This is a genomic window from Pacificibacter marinus (assembly GCF_900109555.1).
GTDB classification, from domain to species: Bacteria; Pseudomonadota; Alphaproteobacteria; order Rhodobacterales; family Rhodobacteraceae; genus Celeribacter; species Celeribacter marinus_C.
The window spans coordinates 1-19008 of sequence record NZ_FNZV01000020.1 but is presented as its reverse complement, the minus strand read 5'-3'; the positions used below and the strand labels follow the sequence as shown (position 1 = coordinate 19008).

16 protein-coding genes and 1 pseudogene are annotated in these 19008 nt (G+C 51.3%); 10 read left to right on the top strand and 7 right to left on the bottom strand.

Going from position 1 to position 19008, the window contains the following annotated elements:
- The first annotated feature begins 2 nt into the window (after positions 1 to 2).
- The 3 genes from BM025_RS17820 to BM025_RS17810 all read left to right on the top strand — a co-directional run bounded on the left by BM025_RS17820 (position 3) and on the right by BM025_RS17810 (position 3085).
- Positions 3 to 791: an alpha/beta fold hydrolase gene (locus BM025_RS17820; RefSeq protein ID WP_211753596.1), complete on the top strand. Its 789-nt coding sequence runs from the start codon at positions 3 to 5 to the stop codon at positions 789 to 791.
- Positions 792 to 1262: 471 nt separating this feature from the next.
- Positions 1263 to 2660, top strand: coding sequence for an MATE family efflux transporter (locus BM025_RS17815; protein ID WP_085850798.1), 1398 nt, complete (start codon positions 1263 to 1265; stop codon positions 2658 to 2660).
- Entirely contained in the window at positions 2657 to 3085 is a 429-nt protein-coding gene (locus BM025_RS17810) for a glyoxalase superfamily protein (RefSeq protein ID WP_085850777.1), read from the top strand. The genes BM025_RS17815 and BM025_RS17810 overlap by 4 nt, the downstream gene beginning before the upstream one ends.
- 227 nt (positions 3086 to 3312) lie before the next feature.
- Here BM025_RS17810 and BM025_RS17805 read toward each other — a convergent pair whose 3' ends face one another.
- Positions 3313 to 3900, bottom strand: coding sequence for an exopolysaccharide biosynthesis protein (locus BM025_RS17805; protein ID WP_085850776.1), 588 nt, complete (start codon positions 3898 to 3900; stop codon positions 3313 to 3315).
- Between the two features lie 72 nt (positions 3901 to 3972).
- On the bottom strand, positions 3973 to 5619 hold the full coding sequence (locus tag BM025_RS17800) for an FAD/NAD(P)-binding protein (protein ID WP_085850775.1): 1647 nt from the start codon (positions 5617 to 5619) through the stop codon (positions 3973 to 3975).
- A 105-nt stretch (positions 5620 to 5724) separates the two neighbouring features.
- On the opposite strand from BM025_RS17800, the pseudogene BM025_RS17795 reads away from it, so the two are divergent.
- From BM025_RS17795 to BM025_RS17785, 3 genes and pseudogenes are all read left to right on the top strand, one after another.
- Positions 5725 to 5868 (top strand): annotated as a pseudogene (locus BM025_RS17795) (IS3 family transposase); the annotation flags it as partial.
- Between the two features lie 148 nt (positions 5869 to 6016).
- The gene (locus BM025_RS17790; protein ID WP_085850774.1) at positions 6017 to 6253 is read left to right on the top strand and encodes a hypothetical protein; all 237 of its coding nucleotides are present in this window, start codon (positions 6017 to 6019) and stop codon (positions 6251 to 6253) included.
- Between the two features lie 122 nt (positions 6254 to 6375).
- Positions 6376 to 6519 (top strand): entericidin A/B family lipoprotein, encoded by a 144-nt coding sequence (locus BM025_RS17785; RefSeq protein ID WP_085850773.1) that lies wholly within the window; start codon positions 6376 to 6378, stop codon positions 6517 to 6519.
- A 537-nt stretch (positions 6520 to 7056) separates the two neighbouring features.
- Here BM025_RS17785 and BM025_RS17780 read toward each other — a convergent pair.
- The 3 genes from BM025_RS17780 to BM025_RS17770 all read right to left on the bottom strand — a co-directional run bounded on the left by BM025_RS17780 (position 7057) and on the right by BM025_RS17770 (position 11111).
- The gene (locus BM025_RS17780) at positions 7057 to 8250 is read right to left on the bottom strand and encodes a tyrosine-type recombinase/integrase (protein ID WP_085850772.1); all 1194 of its coding nucleotides are present in this window, start codon (positions 8248 to 8250) and stop codon (positions 7057 to 7059) included.
- A 518-nt stretch (positions 8251 to 8768) separates the two neighbouring features.
- A complete protein-coding gene (locus tag BM025_RS17775) occupies positions 8769 to 8975 on the bottom strand; it encodes a hypothetical protein (RefSeq protein WP_085850771.1) in 207 nt (68 codons plus the stop codon).
- Between the two features lie 231 nt (positions 8976 to 9206).
- Positions 9207 to 11111, bottom strand: a complete 1905-nt coding sequence (locus BM025_RS17770; RefSeq protein WP_085850770.1) for an acyl-CoA synthetase — start codon at positions 11109 to 11111, stop codon at positions 9207 to 9209.
- Positions 11112 to 11338: 227 nt separating this feature from the next.
- On the opposite strand from BM025_RS17770, the gene BM025_RS17760 reads away from it, so the two are divergent.
- Positions 11339 to 12457, top strand: a complete 1119-nt coding sequence (locus BM025_RS17760) for a beta-ketoacyl-ACP synthase III (RefSeq protein ID WP_085850768.1) — start codon at positions 11339 to 11341, stop codon at positions 12455 to 12457.
- 87 nt (positions 12458 to 12544) lie between these two features.
- On the opposite strand, the gene lysM is transcribed toward BM025_RS17760, so the two are convergent.
- Positions 12545 to 12973, bottom strand: coding sequence for a peptidoglycan-binding protein LysM (lysM, locus tag BM025_RS17755; RefSeq protein ID WP_085850767.1), 429 nt, complete (start codon positions 12971 to 12973; stop codon positions 12545 to 12547).
- Between the two features lie 89 nt (positions 12974 to 13062).
- On the bottom strand, positions 13063 to 14847 hold the full coding sequence (locus BM025_RS17750) for an ABC transporter transmembrane domain-containing protein (RefSeq protein WP_085850766.1): 1785 nt from the start codon (positions 14845 to 14847) through the stop codon (positions 13063 to 13065).
- A gap of 359 nt (positions 14848 to 15206) precedes the next feature.
- Here BM025_RS17750 and BM025_RS17745 point away from each other — a divergent pair, with 359 nt between their 5' ends.
- The 3 genes from BM025_RS17745 to BM025_RS17735 all read left to right on the top strand — a co-directional run bounded on the left by BM025_RS17745 (position 15207) and on the right by BM025_RS17735 (position 18265).
- A complete protein-coding gene (locus tag BM025_RS17745) occupies positions 15207 to 16214 on the top strand; it encodes an ABC transporter substrate-binding protein (protein WP_085850765.1) in 1008 nt (335 codons plus the stop codon).
- An 85-nt stretch (positions 16215 to 16299) separates the two neighbouring features.
- On the top strand, positions 16300 to 17187 hold the full coding sequence (locus BM025_RS17740; RefSeq protein WP_085850764.1) for an ABC transporter permease: 888 nt from the start codon (positions 16300 to 16302) through the stop codon (positions 17185 to 17187).
- The gene (locus BM025_RS17735; RefSeq protein ID WP_170842229.1) at positions 17180 to 18265 is read left to right on the top strand and encodes a quaternary amine ABC transporter ATP-binding protein; all 1086 of its coding nucleotides are present in this window, start codon (positions 17180 to 17182) and stop codon (positions 18263 to 18265) included. Before BM025_RS17740 ends, BM025_RS17735 begins: the two co-directional genes overlap by 8 nt.
- The last annotated feature ends 743 nt before the right edge of the window (positions 18266 to 19008 follow it).

Here is a 19008-nt window from a genome sequence, read left to right as displayed (position 1 = left end):
TTTTGGGTTGGAATTTGGATGAGTCGTATGAGACTGCGGCGGGCAAGGTCGCAGCAGGCCGCGCAGGCGAAGGGCCGGATCTTGTGCTGGCGCATGGATGGCCATGGTCTTCTTTTTCGTGGCATCGCGTGATCCCCGATCTGGCAAAGGATTTCCGCGTCTACTGGTATGACATGCCGGGTTACGGCCAATCAGCCAAGAGTGCTGATCAGCGGACTTCGCTGGATGTTCAAGGCGAAGTCTTTGCCGAGATGCTGGAGCATTGGGGGGTGTCCCGCCCATGTGTCGTCGCGCACGATTTTGGCGGTGCAACAACGTTGCGCGCCCATCTGCTGCACAAATGCGATTTCGAGAAATATTTGCTTATGAACGTGGTGGCCATGCGCCCATGGGGGTCCGACTTCTTCGATCATATGGGGCACCACGTCGATGCTTTTCAGGGCCTACCCCCGCACATCCATCGCGCATTGGTCACCGCCTACATCGAAGGGGCCCTCGTCAATGTCATTCCGGCGGACGATCTGGAAAACCTCGTCGCGCCATGGCTGACAGAGAAAGGGGCTTCCAGCTTCTATCGCCAATTCGCTCAGGCGGACGAGAAATACACTGCGGAGGTCGAGCCGCATTTCGGTGAGGTCCGCGTCCGGCAAAGATCCTCTGGGGTGAGGACGATCCTTGGATTCCGTTGGAACGAGGCCGTAGCCTTCACGACCTTATGCAGGATGCAGAGTTCGCCACCATGCCCGGCGTCGGACATCTGCCGCAACTCGAAGATCCAGGTTCTGTTTTAAGTCAGGTGCGAAGTTTCTTCTGAGCAGACGTCCGAGCGTGTCGCAGCATCGGTAGGTGAGGGCTTAAACTGGACCTTAGCTGCGGCTGCGAATGTTGTTTGGTCTAATTTTACACGCCGAGTTCTGCTCTGCAGAACCAAGCCGACATTGACTGCATTAGGGCAAATGACTGCTTTGCGGAAATAGGCAGCTAAGCAGTAGTAATTTCTACGCGCCCCAAAAACGGTCCTTTTTGAACGGCTTGTTTGGGTGTCGAAAAAGCAAAATGTTGGGTGATGTCAATGAACCAGGTTCAACTTGACACTGCCAATAATAAGACCGTAGTACGGGTGTAGGTATTGGGCACCTGCCGCCTGCGGACGCAAGTCTCGGTGAAGCTCAAATTGACAAAGACATACACCCTCGAAGCATTTCGCAGGTGGCAACGCAGGCTCCCATCCCATCAGAAATGCCTCATTTGAGGAGTGAATGATGTCGTCCCAAAACGCATCCGAAAATCGATTTTTAACGACTACGCCGAGGCGGCTTTTTGTCGCCAATGCTCTGCCTATGATGCTTATCATGGTGATGAGCGGTCTTTTGACCGTCGTAGATGCTGTGTTTCTGGGCCACTTCGTGGGGGCTGATGCCCTTGCAGCCGTCAGCGTCGTATTCCCTGTTATCATGATCACAATAGCACTCTCGACCCTTGTCGGCGGGGGGATGTCCAGCCTTCTCGCACGTCACTTGGGGGCAGGAAATCATAGTGATGCGGTTGCTGTATTCGCGCAGGCGCATGGTCTGGCGCTGTTTCTGTCACTTTTGCTCATATCGGCCTTTGGTATCTTCGGTGGGGTCGTCATAGACGCGCTTGCGGACGGCCAGCCTGACATTGGACACATGGCTTATACCTATTTGGCTATCATGATCCTTGCGACGCCTGTGCAACTGCTCTTGAGCGTCCATGCAGACGCGGGGCGCAACGAAGGGCGTGCGGGCCTGATGGCGTTGATATCAGTCGGCGTCACACTCGCCAATATCGCATTGAATTACGTGTTGATCGTGCGCCTCGACATGGGCGTTGCGGGGTCAGCTTGGGGAACGGCAATTGCCCAGGGGGTAGGCCTTGCACTTCTTTTAGGCTTGCGTTTGCCCAGGCAAGAAATCTTGTCCCTTACGGTCCTTAGAAACGCAAGTTGGGTTGGGAAATGGAAAGCGATATTGGTCCTTGGAGCCCCTGTCAGTCTTAGCTTCATCGGGATAGCGTTGGTTTCAGGAACGGTGATCTCGACGCTGCGACTGACGTCCGACACCGGCTATGTCGAGGGGATTGCCGCTTACGGCATCGTGACCCGAATTTTCAGTTTCACATTCATGCCCCTCATGGCCATTGCATTGGCAACCCAAAGTATTGTCGGAAACAACGTGGGCGCAAAGCTTTACCACCGCTCAAATGCTATCCTGCGGATCGCCCTCACTGTAGCCGTTCTTTATTGTGCTGCCATTGAGATGATCTTGCTTTCCGGAAGTGCTTGGATTGGCCGAGGCTTTGTCAGCGATCAACGGGTGATCGCACAGGTTGGGGTCATTTTGCGCCCAATGTCGTCCCTCTATCTGTTTTCTGGTCCGGTTCTTGTGCTCGCCCTCTATTTTCAAGCTATTGGAAAACCCGTACATACCGCCGCTCTAACGTTGATTAAGCCCTTTGTGTTCAGCCCTCTGCTGATCGCCACTTTGGGCATTTTTTATGGCACACAAGCGATCTGGCTTGCCTTCCCAATTGCTGACGCGATCGTGGTTAGTATCGCCATTTGGATTGTGTTCGCGTCCCAAAGGACTGGCAAAGACAACATTGGTTTTGGATTGTCGGGTCAGGAGAAAGCACGATGAACCTACAATCTGTGATAGAGGCTAAATCCCAAGCTAAGGCCTTGCGCGCATCACTCGCCGCGCAAGGCACAACCATCACCCATGCGCGGGCACTGGAACTCGTCGCCCATCAGAATGGTGCCCGAGATTGGAATACGCTTCAAGCCAAGCTGTCACGGGCAGAGCCGCAGCTTTTTCATCTCAATGACGAAGTTAGCGGGCACTATCTGGGGCAGGCCTTCACTGGGCGGATCGTAGCTCTTTCAAAGGTGGGCGCAAACACGCAGGTTTCGCTTCAGCTGAACGAACCTGTTGATACGGTGCAGTTCGAAAGCTTCTCAAACATGCGCCGACATATCAGAGGCATGGTAGGACCCAACGGCCGATCACCCCGCAAAACGTCAGACGGCACGCCGCACTTGGTCATAGATATTCCGAGCAAGTGATCTGCAATTTCTGTTCGGCGATAAATCTCGTGTGGTTGCCGTTCAGCCTTTGCCAGAAACTCCGGTAATTTTGGAACCAAGGGGCGGATATAATTAAGGAAATTTGGCTTGCGGACGAGTTTAAACGGGTCGCAGTGGCTGGAGAGGTCATGAGCATAGATACATGCCTATGGACCACTGCAATCGGGCGCCTTGTGCGGCGCGTTGCGAAAGTGTGCAAATGCCTCTTAAACAAAACCGACCTGCCATACCGCGACGGGAACAGCCAAAAGCGCAATAAGCGAGATCAGGGCAAGAACGCCGTCACGGGTCAGCAATCCGGCCGCAAAAAGGGCAATGACAGCGGACGCGACTGACCCAGATGCCGGTATTATTTCCATAAACGGCATGAATAACGTCAAACACAGGATCAGGATCAAAGGGGCCCAAAGCCAAGGCCGATGGAATACAAAAGTAAGGCGCGCCTTTAGAAACTTTTCAACGAAACCCACTGGTTTGCGAAGCCATGCGATGCCTTTGCCGATTGTTTTTGTCGACATGCGATGGCGCATTATAAAATCCGGCATCCAAACAGAATCGCGTCCGGCAATCAATTGCGCCGTCAAAGTAAAAACGACCAGGGCAGTTACTGTCGTGAGGCCGGGAATGGCGCTTGCCGGTGACGTGCACATCAACGCAAAAAACAGCATGAGCGATGCGAAAGAACTGTGCCCAATAGCCGCCACAACTTCACCAATACGCACTTTTTCGCCTTCTAACGCGCCCTCAAGACGATCAAGAACATCGTTTAGGGCGTGTGTGTTTCCTTGTGTCATTTTCGCCTCCTACTAGTATAAAACAGGCTCGTGATGAGAAGGTTCCAAATCGTGCTCGGCAACGTAGCAGATTCACGGAGTCTGACGTCTATGGATAACTCCTTGCGCCCAACGAACGGTCGATGCGCCAAAACAATCATGGACGGAGTCCACGGCTATAACGCTGCCAAGCGCAAGCCGACCCAGCAAGCTAAGTCCCTTGGAGCAGTCACCTTCGGAATTCATAATCTGTCCATCCGGCAATGCTTTGGCTCCAGAACCTTCGTAAAGTTCGCACAACAGGCTTTGCGATCTAAGCTGAGCAATCAATGGGTCAGTGATCTTTGCGAGTGACGGTGGCGGCAGTACTGCATTGATCATGACGGAAACAGTTGCTTGCGCATCGTCTGAAAGGCGCCAACCGTCTTCTATCAAGGATATGCTGGGGTCATCGACAACCGCCAAACTAACCTGCCCACACTCAATCAATGCCAGAAGTTCGCGCGCAGAACTTAATGGCGGACCGTAAGAATACCGTTTCAGCCCCTCGTCAAAATCGATGATGGCCTTTGCCGTTTCGGCGGACGCGGGCGCGCTATTGAAACCCACGCGTAGTTCATTCTGCAACTTTCGCCAGATTTGGCCGAGGACATACCCCACTGTGGGTGGCACTGTCCCGTCTGCCATGTCAATCCCGTGCTTTAGCGTAGCAACAGGGTCACCGGCTTCCTGATCACCTGCTGACGAACATTCTGTTTCAAGCCACTCTCGCACATCGGGACTGTCGAAATCCGCGCCTAAGTTGGATCCGATCCGTGCAACAGGGCCAGCCAAGACACCGCAAATGAGGTCCAGCGCCCTTTCGGGCCCATGCGTTGCCGCGCCATGTAACGCGACGGCAAACTGATCTGCCTCTGATTTTGTAAGTGTGAAATGATCGTCATGCGCAGCATCAACCGGTTTTGGAAACGGCGGCTGGCCGTCTAGCGAGAATGCAAAAATACGGGCAGGTTCTGCACCGGACTTCTGGTAAGTTCCGTTCTTGAACGTCCCGCCTTGGCCCACGGTCAGATACCGCAACACGTCAAACGTCGACAAGCCAAGCCCGCGAATGCCAACGTTACGATTGGCCCAGCCTTTTGCAGCGGCCAGAACGTGGCGGTCCGGATAGGCTTGCATGCAACATGCACCACTATCTTGCGCATGATCAATCCACGCTTCCCATTGTTTATCTATCGCAGTTCGCGGCTGCCCCAGCACGAGCAAAACCTCGTCGAACGGCCCATAATCATCGTCCTCTGTTGAAACCATCCAAGCCGCTCCACACTGATGCAAGGATACCGCATGGGCTTTATGGAAAGTGACAGTGAGGTTCGTTTTATAGGTATCCATAACATCATGGAGCCGTCGCTGAAGGTAAGATCCAAGCTTGGATCGTGGCGCAAAATGGTCTCTATCTGGCTGACCTTGACCCTTCAACCAGTCCTGAAAACCGCCACATGGTAAATCAAGAACCGGCTTGATCTCTACGTCGCGCAGCGGCGTGTTGAGCAACCCCAGATAGGACTGCACGGGATCGAAATTCGGGCCTGCACCACCAAGATCCAATTCATCAAAAATGTTTATTTCAATTGGCCGTCCTGAAGACGCACAGCTTTCAACAAGCGCCTCTAGAGCGCCCAATCCACGCGGCCCCATGCCAATAAAGGCCACTTTTATTGATGACGTGGTCTCGGTCATTGTTACACCTTTGGATTATCTCGGGTACAACACGCAATTTTACGATTGGTTCCATCGTTGCTCATGTGAGACTATGATGAGATGTGGCCCTCAATGGCCCTCACTGCTGTCGAAACGTTCTTCAAAACTATCAAGGCAGAGTTGATCTGGCGAGACACTTGGAACACACGCAGACAAGCTGAGATGACGATCTTCGAAGACATCAACGACTTCTACAATCCACGCCGCCGCCACTCAGCACTGGGTTGAAAAAGTCCAGTCACTTTCGAACGGAAGGTGGCTTAAGCGAGCACTTGGGGCGGCACGAAAACGGGGCAGGTCCTAGATTTAATTGACGGATATTGGAACTTTTCCGGATCTCAAACGTTAACTGAGTAAGTTTTGAAGGAGATATCAAATGAGTCCACCTGATACAAACCTGGAAAAACAGAAACGTCGCCATCGCGGCCCCCTCATAGGGATGGCTCTGGTCATCGCTTTTGTGGCTGCCGTTATTGTTTACTGGAACGGAGACGAGGTTGCCACAGCCTCGGGTGCGGAAAGTGCTGAAGAAGAAGCCACTGCCGCAGATGTTCGTGAAGCGGCACCCACCTATTCTGTCGAGCCCTCCGACCCGGAGATCGATGTGGAATAGACGCTAAGCGTGATGACCTAAACAGGTATGGGCGCAACTCGCTCGAAGGGCTCATCGAAGAATTCGAAAGAGATCGGGTACTTTGATGTTGTCCACATGAAACTTTTGGTAGGAATATCCCAATGTATATCATTCGAATTTCAGCACTAATTTTTGGCCTTGCGACACTCGCCGCCTGTGAGACTGTTCAGGGTGCGGGCCGAGATATATCATCTGCTGGAGCTGCGATCAGCGATGCAAGCAACGAAGTTCAGCAGGATTTCTAATCCTGACCGTTCTTTGACGTAGCGTATTCGATACGCCCTCGTCGCGACATCACATACTCAGACAGTGCAAAGCTTCCATGCGATGATGTAGCAGTTGCAATCGTTCAAGATTGTGCTGAGATAATACTAATCCGCCTTATTGTCGATCAACGAGAACGGCGGTGAGCTCAATTGATCGACGCAACTTACTGTGCAAACTTCTCTGCTGGAGTTTGGCATTATGGACGTTCGTGTACCGCGCAGCATTTTCGATCAGCTCCGAGGCTATTCGCATTACAACTTGATAAGAGGGGTGCTTGGCCGCATCTCCCTAGTGAGGTTTTGCTTTAGCTGATTGGGAAATTCTGTCATTTGATGGGCCATCGACCGCCATCGCAAAAAGAACAGATCCGGTCGGTGCGACCGGATGGCCCCTAAACGGTCGCCTTATTGGATCTTTCACGGTTTGATGTTGCACCGTCATAAAAACCATTGTCCGAAAACGACTGGTACCAAACTGTGGCAAACCAGTAATCCGAACATGAGCATTCTGTCGAATTATCTCGTGGTTCGGCCGTATGGGTTAACGACCTTATCATCTTGTTGCGTCAAAAAGTTCGCCCACTTTTGCATTAAAATGCGGCGCTGGTCGAGTAGGTCGGACCGCGTGTAGGCGCGTTCAACTTTGTTTCCTATTGAGTGGCCTAGAACGGTCTCTGCCACATCCCATGGCTGCGCGGTATCTTGAACCCAAGTTCTAAATGTAGAGCGTAGCCCGTGGATCGTCATTTTAGGGGCGACTAGCTTCAATTGCTTCGCTGCACCAACATCTGAAATTCCAGCCATCCCACTAGGTGAAGGGAAAATAAATTCTGACCCAAACAGGCTGCATTGTTCTATTAAATCGAGTGCCGCAGAGGACAGGGGGACTCGGAAGTCTGAGACCTTTCCCTCTGCGCCCTTTACCCGATCAGATGGCACGGTCCAGATATCGCCCTGAATTTCCGAGAACATTGCGCGTCGTGCTGCTGCGCTGCGCACCCCAGTAAGCATTAGGAATCTTATGGCCTGTCCCGATGGTGCCTTTGAAAGCTTTGCATAAATGCTTGGCGCGTCTTGCCATGGGATCGATGCGTGATTTTGAGCAGTAGACTTTATCTCCCCAAGTATATGCTTGGCGCGATCCACGGTTACGGGGTCGCAGTCGACCCCTGTCATTTGTGCGTGAAGGAAAACCATTCGCATGCGCTCGACAACCTTTTTTGCCGTCGGATGTTTGGTGTGCCAGATCGGTTTTAATGCATTGTAAATGTCGTGTTGATCAATATCAGCTATTTTTCGCGAGCCTAGCTTTGGAATGGCATGATGTTTTATGGGGCTGAACCATCGGCCGCGAATGCCATCGCCTCGTAATCCACCTCTTTTAGCCTCAAATGTTTGTCGCGCCATTTCTTCAAAGGTGGGGTCTGACTTTTCCATTGCTCTTCGTGCAACGTCGCGCTGTGCGTTGCGCACCGTCAAAGGATCTTGCCCCCCTCTACGTACTGCGGCCCATTTGTCGCGCTCAAGGCGGGCTTCTTTGAGTGAGACTGTCGGCCACGGACCAAGGCCCATGTCGCGGCGCTTCCCCATAAATTGATATCGCCATTCCCATTTTCCACTACTCTCGCGCTTAAATAGACGAAGTCCGTCACCATCGCTGTAGGTGCCAGCTGGCGCATTGTTTATTTTGAGGGCTGTTAGAATTGGCATAAGTGTCAAATTGATTCATTGTTGTGGGACTGGCTAGGGGATTTATCGATCTTACTTTGTATTTATAGCCCCACACTCAGCCCCACACAATGAGGTTCAGTCTTGCGCAATGTCTTGCGACTTTGTGCGATGAACTATTTTATAAGTTATTATTTTTATTGTACTTATTACTGTGACGCGCTGCTCTGCGAGACCTTTGTTCGTTGTCCCCCAGCAGCACCAGTTTCATATATAATATATTTTTAATTACAGTGGCTTAACTTGACTGTCGTGTGTTTGGTCCCCCTATGGCTGCTTGCTTGTTCCTGATGTACTAATCTGTCGGCATCCTCAGCCGTAGCGCGCATGCCCAAGGATATGATCGGCGCGGCGCGGATGATTTTGTGTACACATACGCCACGTGAGGCAATTGAGGCCGAGATGGCATTGGCCCCTTATGAGCGAAGGGCCATGGGATTGCCTCAAGATTAAAATGCGGGGACTTTGAATGGGAGTCTTATCACGCTTTCCTCATGGTTTTAAGCGTGTGAGGGGGCCGTTGGGGTTTGGCGAACTGCAAAGTATGTTTTACCAAACGCGATGGCCGCGGCACCAATAACCAATGCTACAATCCCGGTTACGGGGTAGAGGGCCAGTGCGATCCAAAATGAAAAGCCCATAATCATGATGATGGCTGCCGCCGTAAAGGCGGATAACAGAGTAAAAATAAGCAAAATAACAATCATATCGGACTTCCTAAATAAATGCGCTTTGACTGGCGCATGGCCAGAAAGGCGCGGTAATTTACAGGACCAATTGAAGTCTAAACTAAGGCACTACTATGTCTGGATGCGGGTTAAAGAGTGGTGAAAACCACCAAATTTCAGACATTTGTATCTATATTCTCGCGACGGTGTTCAGAAAAAAAGGCCCCAGATTGTCTGAGGCCTTTCCAAAAACTATTGCTAGGGTGATCTTTAGGTTGACGTTTCGTCCCAATCCCAACGGGTTGCAAACTGTCCCAAACAGGTTGCGATTGCATCCGCATCTGCAGAAATGCGCGGTGCAATTTTTGCAACCAGACCAAGCTTTTTATCGTCAATGACAATGCTGACGCGCTGTGCGTGCCCCGCTTTTTTAAGCGCATCATCAAAGACTCGCGTGATAGCGCGTTTGCGTAAATCTGGCTTAAAGACTTTGCCCACAGCGGTTTTTGGCAACTCATCAATGATTTCAATGTATTTAGGGAATGCAGCGCGTTCATGAATATGGGCGCGTGCATAATCCATCAACTCGTCAACGGTGACTGATGCGCCATCCACAAGCTCGACATAGGCGCAAGGCAGCTCGCCGGAATAGGCGCAGGGCTGACCAATAGCACCCACAAAAGCAACGCTGTCATGGCCGGCCAGTGCCTCTTCGATTTCTGCGGGATCAATGTTGTGCCCACCACGAATGATAAGATCTTTGGCGCGTCCCGTGATCCACAAATACCCATCAGCATCAATGCGCCCCAAATCGCCTGTGCGCAGGTAGCGGTCATGGTGAAATAGGTCGTGGTTTTTGTCGACTTCAGTATAGGTGGAGCCGGCAAAAACACCTGGACTATCGATGCAAATTTCACCCACCAAATCCGTGCCACATTCAACAGGGCCATCAGCGGTGTGGTTGAGAATTTTGACATCGGTATGCGGGAAAGGAATGCCAACAGAACCGATTTTTTTGATCCCCCCAACAGGATTACACGCAACAAGACAGGTGGCTTCGGTCAGGCCATAGCCTTCGATAATCTCAACACCCGTTGATTTTTCAAACCTTTTGTACAGTTCGATCGGCAATGGGGAAGATCCTGAAAACGCCGTTTTGATACTGGAAATATCCGCATCAATAGGTCGTTGCATCAGGGCTGAAATCGCTGTGGGCACGGTGATGACAAAAGAGATTTTCCAGCGTTCAACGAGCTTCCAGAAGTTGTCAAAAACACCTTCTCCACGATAGCCTGCTGGGGTCGGAAAGATGCCATGTGCGCCAGATGTGATCATCGACATGATAATGACATGGCAGGCAAAAACATGGAACATCGGCAGCGGGCACATAATGTTGTCTGTTTCACTGAACAACAACCGCGTTCCAAGCCAGCCATTGTACAACATGCCAGAATTCTTGTGCTGTGCGACTTTGGGCATGCCCGTTGTGCCGCCCGTGTGGAAATAAGCCGCGACACGATCGACAGGTTTGTCTTCAAACGTCAACGTTTTTGGCTGCTTGGCCAACTCGGTCTTAAAGTTTAACACTTTGGCTTTGTGCCCCGTAGCATTCGGGTTTTTGGGCCGTATGAGCGGTACAATCCAGCTTTTGGGCGGAGCCAAATAGCGCAGCAAATCAACTTCAAGCACAGTCGTGACATTGGGCGCGCTCTGCACCGCTTCGGCCACTTTTTGTGCGACGTCTGTTTTCGGGAATGGCTTGAGCGTGACCACCACTTTGGCACCAGTTTCACGCAAAATAGATGCAATTTGTGTGGCATCCAGCAAGGGGTTGATCGGATTTACAATGCCCGCAACCATTCCGCCCAAAAAGGTGACGGCGGTTTCATTGGCATTGGGCAAAACATAAGCAATCACATCGGTTTCGGTGACACCAAGCGCACGAAACATATTGGCCGCTTGGGTGACTTGGTCATGTATGTCATCCCATGTCAGCGTTTCGGCCTTGTCTTTGGGGCCAGAGGTGATCTGGTACGAAAACGCAGGGCGTTGCCCAAAGGCGTCTTTGGTGCGTGTTAGGCGTTCGTAAATTGTATGTCCTGTGTCACGCTCTTCGAATGTCATTTCCGTATCAATGATGTCGCGCGCCGCAAGTGATGTGAAATCATTTGCCATATAGTTATGTCCTCCCGTGGATGGTACGCAGATGCGCGCCAAGTCTCCCTGATGGGTATGATGATCACAAAGCGCGCGTGGCACAAGCCTATCAAGGTGTCAGTCAACGCTGCGTCACACGTGTTTTACAGTTGGAACGCTACGTCAAGAGCATGGTGAATGCTGGACCGATGAAATCTGTGCGCTTAGGCTTACTTAAAGGCGCAGGGTGATGCCGAGGGGAATAAATGGTTGATGTTGTTGTTAGCGGGACGGGTGTTTTCACACCGCCTCAATCTATTAGTAATGAGGAATTGGTAGACAGTTTCAACGCCTATGTCATGCTGTTCAACGCAGACCATGCAGATGAAATCGCAGCGGGAACTGTAGCTGCAAAGTCTCCGTCATCCTCTGAATTTATCTATAATGCATCTGGTATTGAAAGCCGATATGTTATGGAAAAGTCTGGCATTTTGGACCCAACCCGCATGGGGCCGCGCTATAAACAGCGCGCCGATGAGGACCCGTCAATGAGTGCCGAAATTGCGCTTAAGGCGGCGCAGACCGCGTTGGATCAAGCTGGACTTTCGGGTGCAGATATTGATCTGGTGATCTGTGCAGCGTCCAATCATGAACGGGCTTATCCTGCGATGGCGGTGGAAATCCAAGCGCTTTTGGGGGCAGGGGGCTTTGCCTTTGATATGAATGTGGCCTGTTCGTCGGCAACCTTTGGGTTGCAAGCGGCGGCAGATATGATCCGCAGCGGTTCTGCCAAACGCGCCTTGATTGTTTCGCCTGAAATCACTTCGGGGCATTTGGAATGGCGTGACCGAGACTGCCACTTTATCTTTGGCGATGTAGCAACGGCTGTGGTGCTTGAGGCTGCGGACGTTGCGAAACAACCCAAGTTTAAAATCATCTCAACCAGATGTGCTTCGCAGTTTTCCAATAATATCCGCAACAACAGTGGCTTTTTGCGTCGCGCCCAAGATACGCTTGGCGATCATCGTGATATGTTGTTCATGCAAAATGGCCGCAAGGTGTTCAAAGAGGTTTTGCCTTTGGTCAGCACGCATATCGCGGATCACATGCTGGCGAGTGGTGTTGAAGCCGATGATTTGAAGCGGCTTTGGTTGCACCAAGCGAATAAAACCATGAACGATTATATCGGTAAAAAGGTTTTGGGCCGCGTGCCTGAACCAAGCGAACAACCCAATATTTTGCAAGACTACGCCAATACGTCTTCGGCGGGATCGATCATCACATTTGCGCAACATTCAGATGATCTGAAGGTGGGCGATATGGGGCTGATCTGTTCTTTCGGTGCAGGGTATTCTGTAGGATCTGTATTGGTGGAGCGCGTCTAGCCGCGCGGCCAATTTCGTCTAATCCATTATATGAACACAAAAAAGGCGTCCCGGGGGACGCCTTTTCGTTTTGAACTCAACGTGAGTTTACGCTGAAATATCTTGTGGGATACGCAGGTTTTGACCGGGGTAGATTTTGTCAGGGTGTGACAACATCGGCTTGTTTGCGTCAAAAATTTCCATGTAGCGGTTACCGTTACCAAGCGTATCTTTGGAGATACCCCAAAGTGTCTCGCCTTTTTTAACTTCGTGAAACACAGGGTCTGCGCCCGAGATTTCATCTTCGACAGATGCGATGCCTTCAACGTTGCCAACGGCCAAGATGACTTTTTCTTTCATCTCTTGGGACGCGGTGCCCGATACCTTAACTTTGTCGCCTTCAACTGTGACATCAAGGCCTTCTGCCTCTAGACCCAATGCTGCGATTTCAGCCAGCAGATCGTCTTTGTTTGGCTCGGCGTCCTTTTTGTTGAAAACGGATTTGCCCGCGCCTTTTACGAAATTCCAAATACCCATAGGACTGTCCTACCTTTTAAACTTTGTACATTGTCTTGCGATATACCAACGCGATTTTGCTATGGTTAGAAAAGGGGAGATGGGGGCTCTTATTCCCCATCGGTGAACTGTAGGCGTGCCAAGCGCGCATAAAGTCCGCCTTGTGCGACCAGCGCATCGTGGGTGCCTGTCGCGATAATTCTTCCATTTTCAAAAACAAAAATACGGTCGGCTTTTTTGACGGTCGCCAAGCGGTGTGCCACGATCAAAGTTGTGCGCGTTTTGGCCATATCTTCGACGGCTTCTTGCACAAGTTTTTCACTTTCGGAATCCAGCGCTGATGTGGCCTCATCCAGCAACAAAATCGGTGCATCACGTAAGATCGCACGGGCGATGGCGATGCGTTGTTTTTGTCCGCCAGACAACATGATGCCACGTTCCCCGACATAGCTGTCGTAGCCTTCGGGCAGGGCGGCTAGAAATTCATCCGCTGCAGCGGCTTTCGCGGCTGCAATCACATCGGCATCGCTTGCGTCTGGGCGGCCAAATCGAATGTTGTCAGCGGCAGAGGCCGCAAAGATAACAGGGTCTTGCGGCACAAGTGCGATATGGGCGCGAAAGGCTGCGCGCTCCATCGTATTGAGGGGCACGCCGTCAATTGAAATGCTGCCAGATTGCGGATCATAAAAGCGTTGCAACAGTTGGATGATGGTGGATTTTCCCGCACCAGATGGACCAACCAAGGCAATGGTTTCACCCGCTTTCACGGTGAAGGTGACATTGTCCAAGGCCGACATTTGAGGTCGCGATGGGTATGAAAACTGCACAGCGTCAAATGTGATCTCGCCCTTAACTGGGCTGGGCAAACCGGCTGGCGTTTTGGGGTCTTTGACAGGATCTGTGGCCCCTAAAAGATCAACCAAACGCTCAGTCGCGCCGGCGGCACGTTGTAATTCGCCCCAGATTTCAGACAAAGCCCCCGCAGCGCCCGCGACCATGATCGCGTAGATCACAAATTGTACCAATTCCCCGATGGTCATCGTGCCCGTGCGCACATCTCTGGCCCCGATCCACAAAACGCCGACCACACCGAAGAAAATCAAAGTGATGACGATGACGGTCATCATCGCGCGGGTTTTGACGCGGGTGTGCGCTGAGACAAAGCTTTTTTCTGTTACGTCTGAGAAATGCGCCGATTGAGACGCTTCGGCTGTGAACGCTTGGATGGTTTGGGCCGACAAAAGAGCTTCGGATGCGCTGCCTGATGAGGATGCGATCCATTCTTGGTTTTCACGTGACAGCTTGCGCAAGCGGCGTCCCAGTACAACGATGGGCACGATGACAATGGGCACAATCAACAGCACAAGCCCTGTAAGCTTGCCTGATGTGAACAGCATCAAAATCATGCCTCCAAACAAGATCATGATATTGCGCAACGCGACGGATATAGATGAGCCGATCACCGACAAGATCAATGTAGTGTCGGTGGTGATGCGCGACAAAACTTCGCCCGTCATGACCTTTTCGAAAAATGCTGGCGACATGCGGATCATGCGGTCAAATACGGCTTTGCGGATGTCTGCCACCACGCGTTCGCCAAGGCGCGTTACGAGATAATAACGCAAGCCTGTGCCAACAGCCAAAAGCACAGCAATGGCCAAAGCCGCGGTGAAATACCCATCCAACAGCATCGCACTGGAGGTTTGGAACCCGTCCACGACGCGGCGCACAGCAAGTGGCAAAATGAGCGAGATGCAAGCGGTGAGGATTAAGGCGACAAAGGCCAAGACCATCATAGTGCGATAAGGCTTTAAAAAGGGCCATAATTGGCCAAGCGCGCCGATTTTTTTCGATTTTTCGCGCTCGGAGGCGTCTTGAAGTGTGCGGTCAGCCATGTGAGGTCCTTATGCATCCTGAGCCACACAGATACTCAGGCCTTGCGCCTAGGGCAACCTCCTAGCTGTAGGTGGGGTTGGGGCAGTGTGACGCGGGCTGTGATGCTGGTTAAGTTTACGTAGCGGAACTAATGACAGTTTTGCTAACGGGTTGCATCTTGGGCCTCAATATGTTGCTTTATGCACACGCTCCGCCGTGTCGGCCTCATTTATGGGGTGCTCAGTTTTGGGCAGGTATTCGGACTTGCGGAGAAATCGCCCAATTCGGGGTGGTGACTGGTTGAAGAGGCGGGTGGACCCTGTGTTCGCTTTTGTGCCTGACCAGCGAACACACGAAGAAAAAGCGGGAGCTTCCCACAATGAAATTTAATAAACTTGTCGCGACAAGTGCCTTTGGCCTGATCGCATCTGCTGGCGCTGCGTTTGCATCTGACTGTGGATCGATCTCGATTGCCGAAATGAACTGGGCCTCTGCCGAGTTGATGGCCAATGTCGATGCGATTATTCTTGAAGAAGGCTACGGCTGTGATGTCGAGCTTATTCCTGGTGCCACGCAAACAACATTTGCGTCCATGAGCGAAAAAGGCGTGCCAGATATCGCGCCTGAGCTTTGGATCAACGCTGTTGCGACACCTTTGGCTGCTGCCAAAGAAGAAGGATCCCTTGTTGCTTTGAACGGTGGCCCGATCACGGGTCTTGGCGAAGGCTGGTGGATCACTAAGAAATTCAAAGAAGATCACCCAGAGCTCGATACAGTTGAAAAACTGCTCGCGCACCCTGAGTTGTTCCCATATGTCGAAGACGATGCCAAAGGCGCCTTTATGGGCTGTCCTGCTGGTTGGGGCTGTCAGTTGATCAACGCTAACCTTTTCCGCGCCTACGGCATGGAAGACAAAGGTTGGGTTTTGGTTGATCCAGGTTCAGCTGCAGGTCTTGACGGTTCTATCGCTAAAGCGGTTGAGCGCGATGAGCCTTGGTTCGGCTACTACTGGAGCCCAACATCCATCATCGGTAAATACGAATTGCAGATGTTGCCATTCGAAGCTGAATACGCTGGCAATGACAACTGGAACAACTGTGTTGCTCTTGCTGAGCAAGATTGTCTGGACCCACAACCAACGTCTTGGATCGAATCCGAAGTTGAATCTGTTGTAACAGATGATTTCGTTGCAAAAGCTGGCCCTGCGGCAGACTACTTTAAAGCCCGTGTTTACCCTGGTGAGGTCATGAACGCGATGCTTGTGTACATGACTGACAACCAAGCCACTGGTGAAGATGCAGCTTATGAGTTCCTTGAAACTCAAGGCGACTTGTGGACTCAATGGGTTCCCGCTGACGTTGCAGAAAAAGTCAAAGCTGGCCTCTAAGCCTGTAATCTGACAAAATTTAGGGCCTGCGATCCGATGTTTCGGTTAATCGCAGGCCCTTTTTGTAACAATTAGGGGACACATTATGGAATTTCTCACTGAATTTCCCGCGTTGGGCAGAAAAGATCTGTCCGCACTAAAACAAGGGATTGACGAAAGCTTTCGCACTTTTTCTCGTGCCTATGGGCCCGACATCGAAGCTTTCTTCAATCCACTGCTTAAATTCTTAATCTGGTTCGAAAGGTTGCTTTTGAGCACGCCTTGGCCATTGGTTATTTTGGTTATCGCTGCACTGACATGGCTTGGTGCCCGGTCTGTGAAAATCACTGTCGGATCGGTTATTGCCTTTCTTGTCATCGGCTATCTTGGCATGTGGGAAGACACGATGGCAACGCTTGCCATTGTTTCGGTCTGTACGGTGCTGTGTATCGCTATCGGTATTCCGATCGGCATTTTGATGTCGCGTTCTAATCGCACTCAGGCTGTGATCACGCCGATATTGGATGTGATGCAAACCATTCCGGTTTTCGTTTACTTACTGCCCGTTGTGATGCTGTTGGGCATCGGCAAGGTGCCAGGGCTGCTTGCCGTGTGTATCTACGCTGCGCCGCCTATCGTGCGCTTGACCAACTTGGGTATTCGCCTTGTAGACCGCGATGTGATGGAGGCGGCTGAATCCTTTGGTGCTTCTGGTCGTGAAAAACTGTTTGGGGTGCAAATCCCATTGGCCTTGCCCAACATTTTCGCCGGTGTGAACCAAACCATCATGATGGCTTTGTCTATGGTCGTGATCGCATCAATGATTGGTGTGAAGGGACTTGGCGGACCTGTGTTGCGCTCTATTTCAAATCAATATCTGGCCTTGGGCTTGATGAATGGTTTGGCCATTGTCGCGCTCGCCATTATTTTTGACCGCGTCAGCCAAAGCTACGGTAAACGTCTGCAAGCTTACAGGGAGACTGGACATGGTTAAGCATGAAATTCTGCCAACAGATGACACCATCGATGAACCAAAGGTCAGCATCAAAAACCTGTACAAGATTTTTGGCGACAGTCCTGAAGCACAAATGGATGCTGTGCGTACGGGGGTTGGTAAAGTTGAGTTGATGGACCAAACGGGCCATGCTTTGGGTCTGAACAACATCAATCTGGATATTCCGGCGCGCAAAATTCAGGTTATCATGGGGTTGTCTGGATCAGGCAAATCCACGTTGATCCGTCACCTCAATCGCTTGATTGAACCGACCGATGGCGAAATTTGGATCGATGGTGAAGATGTCATGGACATGGATGCCAAACAGCTGCGTGACTTGCGCCGCTTTAAAATGTCCATGGTGTTCCAAAAGTTCGGGCTTTTGCCGCATCGTACCGTGTTGGAAAACGCGATGTACGGGCTTGAGATCCAAGGGGTCTCTGACAAAGAGGCCAAAGAGCGTGCCGTTAAATGGCTTGATCGTGTGGGTCTTGCTGGGTTTGAAGAGCAATACCCCTCACAGCTTTCAGGCGGTCAACAACAACGTGTGGGTCTGGCCCGTGCTTTGGCCACCGATGCGGAAATCTTGTTGATGGACGAAGCGTTCTCGGCGCTTGATCCTTTGATCCGCACCGATATGCAGTCCATTCTTTTAGAACTGCAAGAAGAACTGCACAAAACCATCATCTTTATCACTCATGATTTGGATGAAGCTTTGAACATCGGCGACAACATCGCGATTTTGCGGGATGGCGAGATTATCCAATCGGGTGACCCACAAGATATCGTGATGAACCCCGCTGATGATTACATCACCGACTTTATCCGTGACATCAATCGCGCCAAGGTCGTGCGCTTGCGGTCTATCGTGAAAAAGGGTGCCACTGGCACTGGTAAAACGCTCAAAGGCACAATGTCGCTAGAGCAAGCTTTGCCGCATCTGCACGCTGCGTCTGATGGAGCTTGTCCTGTCGTCGACAGAAACGGGAAACCCTTGGGTGCTGTGACGTTGGACGGGTTGATCAATGCGCTGAAAGCCCCTGAAACCGAAGCGGACGACGACGTGCGCTACGCGTAAGTTTCGACTAGCACCTAACAATCAAAGCCCCTGCAGTTTTCTGTGGGGGCTTTTTGCATCTCTAGGGTGGGGAGGGGGCTGTGATCGCTTCGAAGTAATCGTCTCCGAATACCTGCGCAAATCGCCGAGAGATGTGTCAGCAGACCTATTTATGAAAAACTTGGCGCGATATGGGCCTTAACTGCGACTCGATGTGCGTTTCCAACACGCGAGTCGGGGTGGTTTGGTGTTGTTGTGTGCATCAGCCCTGTGGATAACCAAGAGGATCTGCCTTTCTGTGCGATAGTGTTCTGTGAGCTGTGGGGTGGTGTGGTCGGATTGAATAAGAATTAGCCTATAACATATTGAAATTAATTACTATTTACGTATTTTTCAAAAAGTTTTGGATTTTTGTAAGAAACCACTTGCGGCTTTGTGTTGGTAACCTTAGAACCCCCCTTACCGGAAGCGACGAGGTTGCTGAGGGGACGGACGGAGCGGCTGAGAAGCTGGGAAGTTTAGGAAAATCAGAGGTTTAAGTTAAGCGGGCGCGCTGGAGAGATTTAGCGCATCGGTTTTATTTTTGGCTCTGTCTAGGTTGGCTTTTGTTGATTTAGCGCTCTTTGACATTGATAATTACTGAAGAGATATGTGGGCGGTTTGGTTCATTCGATGGATCGAACGTCTGTATATCGCGCTCTTAGAGAAGCAACTTGTTGTGGATCGATTATAGGGTGTCAGCTTCACTGTTTGTCGGCTTTTGT

Excerpts from the sequence above, each read along its gene's own strand:
- BM025_RS17775 (WP_085850771.1), bottom strand. The coding sequence starts at position 8,975 with ATGATTGTTATTTTGCTTATTTTTACTCTGTTATCCGCCTTTACGGCG.
- BM025_RS17760 (WP_085850768.1), top strand. The coding sequence starts at position 11,339 with ATGGTTGATGTTGTTGTTAGCGGGACGGGTGTTTTCACACCGCCTCAA.
- BM025_RS17745 (WP_085850765.1), top strand. The coding sequence starts at position 15,207 with ATGAAATTTAATAAACTTGTCGCGACAAGTGCCTTTGGCCTGATCGCA.
- BM025_RS17790 (WP_085850774.1), top strand. The coding sequence starts at position 6,017 with ATGAGTCCACCTGATACAAACCTGGAAAAACAGAAACGTCGCCATCGC.
- BM025_RS17740 (WP_085850764.1), top strand. The coding sequence starts at position 16,300 with ATGGAATTTCTCACTGAATTTCCCGCGTTGGGCAGAAAAGATCTGTCC.
- lysM (WP_085850767.1), bottom strand. The coding sequence starts at position 12,973 with ATGGGTATTTGGAATTTCGTAAAAGGCGCGGGCAAATCCGTTTTCAAC.
- BM025_RS17815 (WP_085850798.1), top strand. The coding sequence starts at position 1,263 with ATGTCGTCCCAAAACGCATCCGAAAATCGATTTTTAACGACTACGCCG.
- BM025_RS17800 (WP_085850775.1), bottom strand. The coding sequence starts at position 5,619 with ATGACCGAGACCACGTCATCAATAAAAGTGGCCTTTATTGGCATGGGG.
- BM025_RS17785 (WP_085850773.1), top strand. The coding sequence starts at position 6,376 with ATGTATATCATTCGAATTTCAGCACTAATTTTTGGCCTTGCGACACTC.
- BM025_RS17770 (WP_085850770.1), bottom strand. The coding sequence starts at position 11,111 with ATGGCAAATGATTTCACATCACTTGCGGCGCGCGACATCATTGATACG.
- BM025_RS17805 (WP_085850776.1), bottom strand. The coding sequence starts at position 3,900 with ATGACACAAGGAAACACACACGCCCTAAACGATGTTCTTGATCGTCTT.
- BM025_RS17750 (WP_085850766.1), bottom strand. The coding sequence starts at position 14,847 with ATGGCTGACCGCACACTTCAAGACGCCTCCGAGCGCGAAAAATCGAAA.
- BM025_RS17780 (WP_085850772.1), bottom strand. The coding sequence starts at position 8,250 with ATGCCAATTCTAACAGCCCTCAAAATAAACAATGCGCCAGCTGGCACC.
- BM025_RS17735 (WP_170842229.1), top strand. The coding sequence starts at position 17,180 with ATGGTTAAGCATGAAATTCTGCCAACAGATGACACCATCGATGAACCA.
- BM025_RS17810 (WP_085850777.1), top strand. The coding sequence starts at position 2,657 with ATGAACCTACAATCTGTGATAGAGGCTAAATCCCAAGCTAAGGCCTTG.